The organism is Protofrankia sp. Cas8 (assembly GCF_963555845.1).
Lineage (GTDB): Bacteria > Actinomycetota > Actinomycetes > Frankiales > Frankiaceae > Protofrankia.
In genome coordinates this window covers 1-10,262 of record NZ_CAUVXI010000111.1, presented here as the reverse complement: position 1 = coordinate 10,262, position 10,262 = coordinate 1, and the positions used below count along the sequence as shown (strand labels likewise).

The following is a 10,262-nucleotide window of genomic DNA, read 5'->3' as shown; positions in this document are numbered from 1 at the left end:
GAGTAGATCTCGCACCTGTTCGCGCCGACGGCGACGGCGGCCGCGACTGCAGACAGATCCGAGCTGTTTTTCCCCAGCCAGGTGGGGCAGTGGGCAGCGTCCACTGCTTGACCGCCGGGGATTATCACTGTTTCGTGCTCCACCAGAGCCCGAGTCAGCGGCACCGGGTCGATATCTTCCAGCCGGGCCCACATGAAGCTGCTGCCTGTGGTAAAGCCGAGCTGGTGGCCCGCAAGTACTGTGGACCGGCATCCTATCCTGTGCAGGGCCGCGGACAGCAACTGGGCACCAACCGTGTCAGCGAGGGTGAGGAGTCCCGCCACAGAGGCGTCAGCCGGGTGAGGATTGACCTCGCGCAACAGCTCGCGTAGCTTCTCGGTCTCGCCGGGCATCGCACTGACCACCACGGCCAGCGGTCTACCGTCGGCCTCAATGCGTTCGGCGAGGGTCTCGGCCAGACGTCGGTATGCCTCGGCGGTACGGAAGCTGGATCCGCCGAATTTCAGGACCGCGGGGCGGGTCACAACGTCCCCCTTTCAATCATTGCCTCGGCGATCTGGATGGCGTTGAGGGCGGCGCCGATCCGGACGTTGTCAGCCACGATCCACAGCCAGAAGCCCCGTGGATTATGCTCAGCCACCCGGATTCGGCCGACGTGAACATGGTCGGGACGGGTGGTCGCGGTGCGCGGTGTCGGGAACGCGCCCATCATGTCCTTGTCATGCACGGCCACCTCAGGCAGCGCCGCGAGGCGTTCGACGAGCTCGGTGCGATCAACCGGGTTGTTGCACTCGATCCAGGCAGCCTCGGAATGGCAGTTGGCCACCGGTACACGGACACAGGTGGTGGTGACGTCCAGATGCGGCAATCCGAGAATCTTGCGGCACTCCTGGAGCATCTTCTGCTCCTCAAACGTAAAACCGGAGTCCAGCAGCCTGTCGATGAATGGCACGACATTGAAGGCGAGTGAGGGAGTGAACTCCTGCGCCGGCCCCAGATCGCGACGATCCGTCAGAGTCGCCTGGCTGGCCGCGTAGAGTTCAGCGATTCCGGAGTGCCCACGACCCGAGGCGGCCTGGTAGGTACTCACCACCGCCTGGCGGATGCCCCAGCGTTCCTGCACCGTACCCAGCAGCCGAACCAGCGGAATCGTCGAGCAGTTGGGGTTGGCGACGATGCCGCTGTCAGGACGGCGGCTCAGTTCATGGGCGTTGATCTGCGGGACGATCAGCGGAGTGTGGGGGTCCATCCGGAAGGCGCTGGTGTTGTCAATCACCAACACGCCCTTGTCAACCGCAGCGGGCACGAACGTCTCACTGACCGAACCACCGGCTGAGAAGAAGGCCACATCGACCTGCGAGAAGTCGAAGCTCGCCAGGTCCTGGACCTGGTAGGCACGGCCGTCAACGGCCAGTTCGCGACCTGCCGAGCGGCCGGACGCGATCAGGTGGACAGCGCGGTAGCGGAAGCCGCGCTCCTCGATCAACTGGATCAGGGTACTGCCGACGACGCCGGTGGCACCGACGAGCGCTACCCGGGGAGCCGCGGCATCAGCCACGAGAGTCATCGATTCACTCCAGCGGTTGCGGTCGGCGCGGCTGCGGAAGCAGTGGCGAGAGGAAGCTCGACGAGCTGGGCGGCGGCACGACGTGGGCCGATCCTCCAGCCGAGGTTGATGCCGAGGCTGGCGGCAATGATCAGGGGAATTCCCAGTGCCTGCAGCGCGCTGACGTGGTGCCCGTAGACCGCCCAGTCGCCGAGCATCGCGACGGCCGGGTAGACGAAGGCCAATACCGCGATCTTGCTGGTGGGAAGCTTCTGGAACGAGGAGTACATCAGGATGTACATGAGACAGGTGTGGATCACGCCGATACCGACCAACCAGGCCCAGCCTGTGCCGATGCCCGACATCTGGTGGAAGTTGGTGAAGGGCGCCAGCAGCGGGATGCCGACGATGACCTGGACCAGCGCGATCAGCTGCGGGCGCACACCGGACAGCCGCTTGGCGATGATGGTGGCGAACGCGTAGAAGACGGCGGCCAGTAGCGCCTGCCCGATTCCGGTCAGGTAGTGAGTACCGTTGGTGAAGTCCGCCGGAGTGATGTCGGCAACCAGGATCAGTCCGCTGAAGGCGACAGCGAACCAGCCGCACTTGACAGCCGTGATCTTATCGCGAAACAGCAGAGCACCGAGGAGTACGACATAGAACGGCTGGGTGTGATAAACGACAGTCGCCACCGAGATCGAGGTCGATTTGTACGCCTCGAACAGCAACGCCCAGTTGAACACGATGAAGACGCCGCCGAGGGCAGCCAGCGCCAGCTTCTTCAGAGTGAAACCGTGATTTCTGAACAATCCATGAACCGAACAGTAAAGACCCAGCGCGATGGCACCGAACACGCAGCGAAAGAAGACCACGTTAAACGGGGATGCGCCGGACTCGATGACGAAGATGCCCAGCGTTCCGGAGAGCATCATCGCCAGGGTCAGTTCGATGGCCCCCGTCTTCTCCCGACTGGCCGACGGCTTCAAGGTATTCATATCGGATGTTTCCCTTCATGACGGTGCCCAGGGTCCCGGGGGGATCGCCGGAACAACTTGCGGCCGATGAGTGGTGCCGCGCATACGCGCGGTGCGGCAGTGCGGACACGGCTGTAGAAATACGATGTGCGGTTTTTTACTGATCAGTGCAGCGGGAGAGCGTAGTGTAGGCCGCCGCGGGTCCACAGCTCATTCATGCCGCGGGGGATGTCGAGCCCGGACGACGGCCCGAGATTGCGGTCGTAGATGTCGCCATAGGTGCCGACTGCAGCCAACACCCGGCGGGCCCATGCTTCATCCAGGCCGAGGTTCGGCCCGTTGACGCCGGCAGTGCCGGCAACGGCATCCAGCGCCGCTGCACGCCCCACCGTGGAGGCCTGCGCCGCCGCGTGCTCAGCGGCGAACAGGAAGTTCAGCACCCAGCGGCACACCCGAAACCATGCCGGGTCGTCGTCGCGGACGGCCATCGCCATGGGCTCCCGGGAGATCATCTCTGTCAGAATGCGATGGGCGGCGGCGTCGGGCAGTGCGGCCCGTTCACCGGCCAGGGCCATCCGGTCGAGCACGTAGGCAGCACATTCGCCATGGACGTACCCGGCAAGGGCATCGGCCGGAGTCGCGTACGTCACCGGCTGCACCGATAGGCCGCGCGAGCCATACCAGGCGTTGAGGTTGGCCGCGCTGGTTGTGCCCGCCTGGATGGCCAACCGACGCCCGGCGAGCTGTTCGGGTGTGTCAAAGCCGTCGGCCGCGCGGACCAGGAAGCCTTCGCCGTCGTAGGCGATCACCCCGGGAAACAGCACCGATCCGCCGGCCTCCCGGCCAAGCGTCCACGAGAGATTACTGGTGACCAGGTCGGCGTCGTCACCGATCAACCGGTCCAGCCGCCGGGCCGGATCGGTCGGCAGCCAGGTCACCGCCATGGCGTCCCCAATCGTCGCCGCCGCGACCGCCCGGGCGATGTCGACGTCCAGTCCGCTCCAGAGCCCGCCGGCTGTCTGGAAGGACAGTCCGCGGATACCACGGCTGACCACGGTGCGTAAAGTGCCCGCCGAGCGGACCGTCTCAAGCGTCGGGACGACTGCCGTGGCGATGCTCATAGCAACCTCCTGACCGGGGAACCCACGAGTTGCTCGCGGTCAAAACGCCGCTCGTTGTAACCGAGCATGTCGACCAGTCCGCGGGCGGTGAGGCGCTGTGCCGTGCATTCATCCTGATATGTACCAGTCAGCGGTAGGGCGCCGGTGTCGGACCAGACGAGCTGACCGCGGTGGTCGATCCGGGCCCGGGCGCGGTTGGCGTTGTCGCGGTGCAGGCAAAACGGCACATCGAGATGGCCAGAGGCGAAGGCCTCCAGCAGCGCCGATCCCACGTCGCTGCCCAGCTGAAGGGTCGTAGTGATCAGTAGTCGGGCTTCGTCGAGGATCCCGGTGTCCGATGGCGGCGGGACCGGGGCACGAGAGGCTTCGTTCTCCGCGACGGCGGCGGCAAACTCGAGCGCGGCGACATTCTCCCCGATGGACGGGATGCGCATCGCCTCCGCCTGAGTTTTGACGATCAGCCGTTCGGTGCCGCTGCGGACTGCCAGCCGGGCGCTCTCCTCCAGAATCCTGAATGCCCCGACGGGAGTACGCGGGAAAACCCCCATATAGGTATAAAGAACAACATGCCAATTCAGGTCGCCAAGCCATTCCCCGGCCAGCGAGCGCAGCGCGGCAAGCGCCTCCAGGTCCTGGCCGGGATGGGTCTGCTGGGCGTAACTGAGGGAGATGTCACGCAGGCCGTGTTCTCGGAAGAAAAGCCCCTCCAAGATGGTCAACGCAACGAGCATGCTGGGCGGACACAGCTGCCCCAGCATGCATCCGCCAAAGCTCTCCACATGCATTGGCTCGTCCATCCCGGCCAGCAGCTCGCAGCAGCGCGCCCAGGATGCGACCGCCTCGCGCAGCGGTACCCGGCTGTAGGGCAGGCAGTACGAAACCGGACCGCCCTCGGTGGCGTCCGCCCCGGCTGCGACCAACGCCGCGAACAGTTCGTCAGGGATTGCCGAGCCGTGCCGGACCTGGACGGGGAAGTCATCATCGGCCAGCCCGAACAGCATCTGACGAGTGGTCTCGGCGCCGTGTGTCACCAGTGGGAAGCCATTGAGATCGTCTCCGGCGTGCAACGCCTGCCGGGCCGATTTGTGATCGTTTACTCGAGTGTAGCTATCCACCGTGATAGTGCCGACAGTTGTACAGCGAGCCGCCCGCACAGCTTCCAGACCGGCCCGCATCCTGGGCACCGGACCGAATCCCATGCGTGGCTGGACAATCAACCGGCCGTCACTCGCCGCCTGTTGAACGAAACGCGAGAAACGACCGCTGCGGACTGTCGTCCACGGCGGAGTATCACCAGACGGAGTATCACCAGACGGTGTCATCTTCGGCTGCATCAGGCTTCTCCTTCCCGGATGCCCGCCAGCTCGGCCCTCGGCCGGGCTGTGGGGACCGACAGAAATTTCTCGAATTCTGTGAGACCGGCGTCGGCCTCGAAGACGCCGTCGAAACCGTTGGCCACCAGCTCGGCATCAAAACGGGTGTTCTCCGCACCGTGGACGCCGAGTTTTCCACCGATCACCACACGCAATGAGGCAAGTTCTTGATCACTGCGTATCTTTCGTATGAGCCGAAGGCCGTCGAGATGCCCGTGTCCGTTGACCGTACTTACCACGAGCACATCGGGTCTCGATCTGCGGCACTCCTCGATGATTATCTCGTCGGGGGCACAGGCTCCGAGATTGATCACCTCTCCACCGCGATCTTCCAACACGAGCTGAAGGAATACCAGGTTCCACATATGGGCATCGGACGATACGCCGGAAACGACATAACGTGGAACAGAAGAGGACAACATCATCAAAAGCCCCGTCCGGCCCGTTGTCGTGGGCCTTCTTCGTGGGTCCGCGCCATCGCGAACCTCATACTTAGTGGTCACCCTGACAGGCGACACCGGAGGTACGGGATCCGTCCGCGTGTCGGCCCGGGTATTCGGTGGGGGCCGGCACGGCCATCTGTACAGCACGTCGGTCATTTTCCTTCCCTCGTCACGGTTCAGTAGGGGATCGCGTTGCCCAGGCCGAGCCGGTGGGCGGCCAACGTCAGCTGGCACGCCAAGGATGTGCTCAGCAACCCCACGCTGAGAACCTCAACCAGCAGGATTCCCTCGGGTGGCTTGGAACGTGCGACGTGGTCGCCGCTCAACAGGCCTCTGAGATCGCCGGCGATGCGATGAGAACGATATTCCCGATGCCGCCTCGCGACCGTGCCTGTTTCACTCGACCTGTGTGCTCTGACAAAATGGCGGTGGAGATTTTCCTCGATCAGCCCCAGGTTGTCGACATAGACAGTCGCCACCCCGTTGACCACACCAATCGGCAGATCCCAGCCGCTGCAGTTGACCAGGACCGCACCCTTAGCGATCTGGCCGATGTGCAGGTCAACGGCAGATTTTCCGGCGATACCGACAAAATTCGCCCCAAAGGCGGCCTCGGCAATCTCGGATGTGACGATGAAACTGATGCCGGACAGATCGAGCTCATCGACGACCCGGTGGGTGACTATTTCCTCCGAGGATCCGCCGACGGCGCACACAGCCACGTGACTGACCCCGTCAACGTACCGGGCCGCCATCCGCAGCAGCATCTCGGCCGACAGCCCCGAACCCAGCACTGACACGGTTGCCGCACCCGGTGGGACGAACAGTCGTGCGGCAGCGCCTGCCAGGCAGGCGCTGCGGACCGCCTGCAGAGCTCGTAACGGCAGCAGAAAGCGGACTGCCCCTCGCGGGTCCTCGACCGCGATGTGCTTTTCGGAGAGACCGACACCCGCTCCGGCCACCGGTCCCACCACGAGGCTCCCTTCAGGATTTTTCCTGCCGGTCAGCTCAGCTACGACCAGCGCCAGTGGATCCAGGTCGTCGAGGGCACGGTGCACGTCCTCAGGGCTGATCTGAAACGTCGTGCTCAACGAAGGCCCTCTCTCAGGTCCAGGTGTGTCCCTTTGGTCGACACCATGACCTCGATGACTTCTCACCTGCTTCTGACCGGCTATCGGGCAATCGAAAGCCAGTCGATGGCAAATCGAAGTCGACCCGAGGCAACGTGACATCCGTCGCCGACATGTTCGTCGGCGGAAAGATGATCAATCAGGAGGAAACGATGTTCGCAGACTTCACGGACGGGACGAATGCATCCGGGCTGACGTCGGGCCTGGTCGACGGAATCGCATCAGTGCTTCTGACGGGATCACCAGTGGGCGTCAGCGGCACTGACGACACTCACTGGTGAGAGGCCGAACGGTTCACCGGGTCGCACAAACCGTGCTGTTTGGAGAGTTCGACGAGCACGCGCCGTGCCTCGGCTGAACCGTCGGCGGTGAGTATCTCCAGGGCTTCATTCAGCTCCTGACGAGCCAGCAGCGGGTCACCGTCTTTGCGATGAAAATCCGACAGCAGCACCAACGATTTCGCGGTCCACACCCCTGAACCGAGCTCCTGGAACAGGCGCTTGGCTCCCTCAAGGTGATTCGGTCCTGATTCGGTGTTACCCTGGGCGATCTCGATCTCGCCCAGGGTGTGGCATGCCTTCGCCTCGATCAGTCGCTCGCCCGCACCGGACGCGAGCTCTAGTGCATGTGCGATCGTGGTTGCCGCGCTGTCCAGCCGGCCCTCCCGATACCGCACGACGCCCAACCCGTACAGCGCGTGGGCCTCGCCGATCCGGTCACCGCCGTCGCGGACTATGCGCAGCACCCGGTGCAGCTCCTGCCGTGCCATCTCAAGTTCGCCGACAAGCACGTGCAGATCGGCGAAACTGTGCAGCACCTGCGCCTCGACGCGGATGCATCCCAACTGCCGACACGTGTCCAGAGCCTGTTCCAACAGCAGCTGTGCCCGGTCCAGATCCCCGACGCTGAGCCAGTGCTTGGCCTGACTCCGCATGACATGCGCGGCCCCGATGCGGTCGTCGACACGGCGCAGGAGCATGAGCGCCCGGTCGTATTTCGCAACCATCGCGTCGCTGTCGCCCCGAATCCCGTCCACATGCGCGGAATTGCGCAGTACGAGCGCGAAGCCGTGTTCGTTGCCTGCGGCGTCAAATTGGTCCATAGCCGCGCGGAAACACATGTCCGCTTCCGCAAGCCTGCTCTGGAACATGTTCAGCGTGCCTATCGAATACAGCATCGCTGCGACTCCGGTTCGGTTCCCGGCGCGGTGAGCCGCGTCATGGGCTGTCTGCGCCACCTCATGCCAGTCGTCGAAGTACCCCCTGGACTCGAACAGGGTTGTGCAGGTAAGTGCGAGGTCCCAGCACAGTTCGTCGAGACCGCTCTCGGCCGCGTGGCGTACGGCCGCTACAAGAGCTGGCCGCTCGCTGTCCCACCAGTCCATCGGATCGCCGACCACCTCCTCGGGATCCGCATCCGGCGGCCGCCAGCGCGGCGCGTTCCCGTGGATGACGGTGTAGTCGCCGCCGTACTCCTTGCGGTGCGCAGCCTCGGCCAAGGCCAGCCACGCCCCCAGAACCCTGACCAGAACGGCATCCCGCTCGTCCTGTGCCTCGGTCTCGATCAGCCGTTCACGCGCATAGACCCGAATCAGATCATGGAACCGGTAACGCAGCCCTCTGGCATCCGGATACACGACGGTTTCCAGTACATGCGCATCGACCAGGCTTTCCAGCACATCCTCGGCCACCGCGACATCCGTGTCGAGCAGTGCCGCCGCGGTCCAGGAACGGACGTCGGGTGCCTGAATCATCGCCAGCCGGCGAAACAGGCGCTTCGCCGGTTCTTCGAGATTCTCGTAGGTGAGGCCGATGCTGGATCGCAGCTCCCAGCCGCGGTGTTCCAGCTCGTCCAATCGGCGCACCTCGTCCCGCAGACGATGGACCAGCCGACCAAGCTGCCACCGTGTGCGGGACGCCAGTTTGGCCGCCGCGATGCGCAACGCGAGAGGCAGGCCGTCACAGAGTTCACCCAGCTCCGTCGCGGCAGTCTCCTCCGCTCGGACGCGTTCGGTACCGATAATCTTGGTCAGCATCTCGACGGATTCGGCGGCATCGAATGCTTCGACGGCGACATGGTGCGCACCAGGCAGGCCGGTCAGTCTGTTCCTGCTGCTGGTGATCACAGCACAGCTTGGACTACCCGGTAACAGCGGCAGCACCTGCTCCTCATTGACCACGTCGTCCAACACCACGAGTACGCGCTTGGCGGCCAGGCAGCTGCGGTAGAGTTCGCCCCGTTCACCGACATCGTCCGGAATGGCCGCTCCCGACACTCCCAGCGCACGCAGAAAGCGCGCCAGTTGCACCGCGGCGCGGTCCGGACTGGTCGAACTCTGCAGCTCCGCGTAGAGAACACCGTCCTCAAAGTCGTCGTTGAGTATATGGGCCACCCGGATCGCGAGGGTGGATTTACCGACTCCCCCCCTACCGGACAGGGCGACGATCTGCATGGCGTGCCCAGCCGACGCCGCACCGTCGTTCCTGCTGAGCAGTTTTCTGATCTCGACGATTTCGGCTACCCGTCCGGTGAAATCAGAAATACCAGCCGGAAGCTGTCGCGGCAGCGTTCGCCGGTGGTATGCCTGCGGCGGATAGGCAACAGCCGGGCCGACGTCATGGGGAACCACGTTGACCTGGGGAACACCGAGCCTTGGATCCCGATTCAGGATGGCCAGCTCCAGATCTTGCAGCTCCTGCCCCGGCTCGATACCCACTTCCTCAATCAGGGTTGTGCGTGCCTGCCTGAAGATCCCCAGCGCCTCGGCCTGCCGTCCGCTGCGGTACAACGCCAGCATGAGAAACCCGTGGAGCCGTTCCCGGAGCGGGTGCTCGCCGACCAGCGCCTGCAACTCGACGATGAGCTCCTCGTGCCAACCGAGTTTGAGTTCCAGCCGCACGCAATCCTCAATGGCTGCCAGTCGCTTCTCATCCAATGCGGTAGCGCCTCGTCGGATGAGCTCGCTCTGCACGCCGGCCAGTGCCGTACCGTTCCACAGTGCCAACGCCGCACGCAATGTTCGCACCGCATCCGCTGTGCGCCCGGCATCGATTTGCTCCTTGGCGGCAGCAAGCTGACCGGTGAACCGCAGGCTGTCCACCTCATTCGCCCCCAGTTCGAGGACGTATCCCGGAACGCGGGTCCTGATCGCATCGGGGAACCCTGCCTCGGCGAACAGCTTACGAAGCCCCGAGATGCAAACCTGGATCTGCCCGCGTGCCGTAGGGGGCGGATCTTCCTGCCAGACCGCCTCGATGAGTTGGTCGATGGAGGTAACACTGTTGACGTTCAAGGAAAGCATGGCAAGGACGATCTGTTGCCTCGGCCCTCCGAGGTGCAGCGAACGACCGCCGACAGCAAGGTCCAGGGGGCCCAGAAGCCGTAGCGCCATCCTCCCCCTTCCGAGTGGCTCCCCCCAGCCCCAGCGCGATCCGATGCTCAAAAAGGATTATAACCACAGGATTACCCCATGACCAGCGAGACAGGATGCTGAAGGTAGCCAGGAGTCAAACACGCCGAATTCCTACCGTGACCAACAGTCGAACATCGGCCCACACGAATCACGGAGCGTCGTTCGGAAATCTGCTCGCAATCGGGATTGTCGCAGGTCAGGGCCGATTCGACTCGTCCGATCAGGGGTTCTGAATGATGCGCACAGTTCGCAGCGTGGAATCA

General features: G+C 64.0%; 7 protein-coding genes and 1 pseudogene. All 8 read right to left on the bottom strand.

Annotated elements, in window-relative coordinates:
- Nucleotides 1-524 (bottom strand): annotated as a pseudogene (locus U9977_RS16260) (aspartate kinase); the annotation flags it as partial.
- The gene (locus tag U9977_RS16255) at nucleotides 521-1,567 is read right to left on the bottom strand and encodes an aspartate-semialdehyde dehydrogenase (RefSeq protein WP_322750112.1); all 1,047 of its coding nucleotides are present in this window, start codon (nucleotides 1,565-1,567) and stop codon (nucleotides 521-523) included. The gene U9977_RS16255 and the pseudogene U9977_RS16260, both read right to left, overlap by 4 nt.
- Nucleotides 1,564-2,541 carry a DMT family transporter gene (locus U9977_RS16250; RefSeq protein WP_322750111.1) on the bottom strand — a complete coding sequence of 326 codons (978 nt, stop codon included), beginning with the start codon at nucleotides 2,539-2,541 and terminating at the stop codon, nucleotides 1,564-1,566. The genes U9977_RS16255 and U9977_RS16250 overlap by 4 nt, the downstream gene beginning before the upstream one ends.
- A 143-nt stretch (nucleotides 2,542-2,684) precedes the next feature.
- The gene (locus tag U9977_RS16245; RefSeq protein ID WP_322750110.1) at nucleotides 2,685-3,641 is read right to left on the bottom strand and encodes a transporter substrate-binding domain-containing protein; all 957 of its coding nucleotides are present in this window, start codon (nucleotides 3,639-3,641) and stop codon (nucleotides 2,685-2,687) included.
- A complete protein-coding gene (locus tag U9977_RS16240) occupies nucleotides 3,638-4,963 on the bottom strand; it encodes a methylaspartate mutase (RefSeq protein WP_322750118.1) in 1,326 nt (441 codons plus the stop codon). Before U9977_RS16240 ends, U9977_RS16245 begins: the two co-directional genes overlap by 4 nt.
- An 11-nt stretch (nucleotides 4,964-4,974) precedes the next feature.
- The gene (locus U9977_RS16235) at nucleotides 4,975-5,613 is read right to left on the bottom strand and encodes a cobalamin B12-binding domain-containing protein (RefSeq protein ID WP_322750109.1); all 639 of its coding nucleotides are present in this window, start codon (nucleotides 5,611-5,613) and stop codon (nucleotides 4,975-4,977) included.
- Between the two features lie 20 nt (nucleotides 5,614-5,633).
- Nucleotides 5,634-6,548, bottom strand: coding sequence for a hypothetical protein (locus U9977_RS16230; protein WP_322750108.1), 915 nt, complete (start codon nucleotides 6,546-6,548; stop codon nucleotides 5,634-5,636).
- Between the two features lie 310 nt (nucleotides 6,549-6,858).
- On the bottom strand, nucleotides 6,859-9,978 hold the full coding sequence (locus U9977_RS16225; protein WP_322750107.1) for a BTAD domain-containing putative transcriptional regulator: 3,120 nt from the start codon (nucleotides 9,976-9,978) through the stop codon (nucleotides 6,859-6,861).
- Nucleotides 9,979-10,262 lie beyond the last annotated feature (284 nt).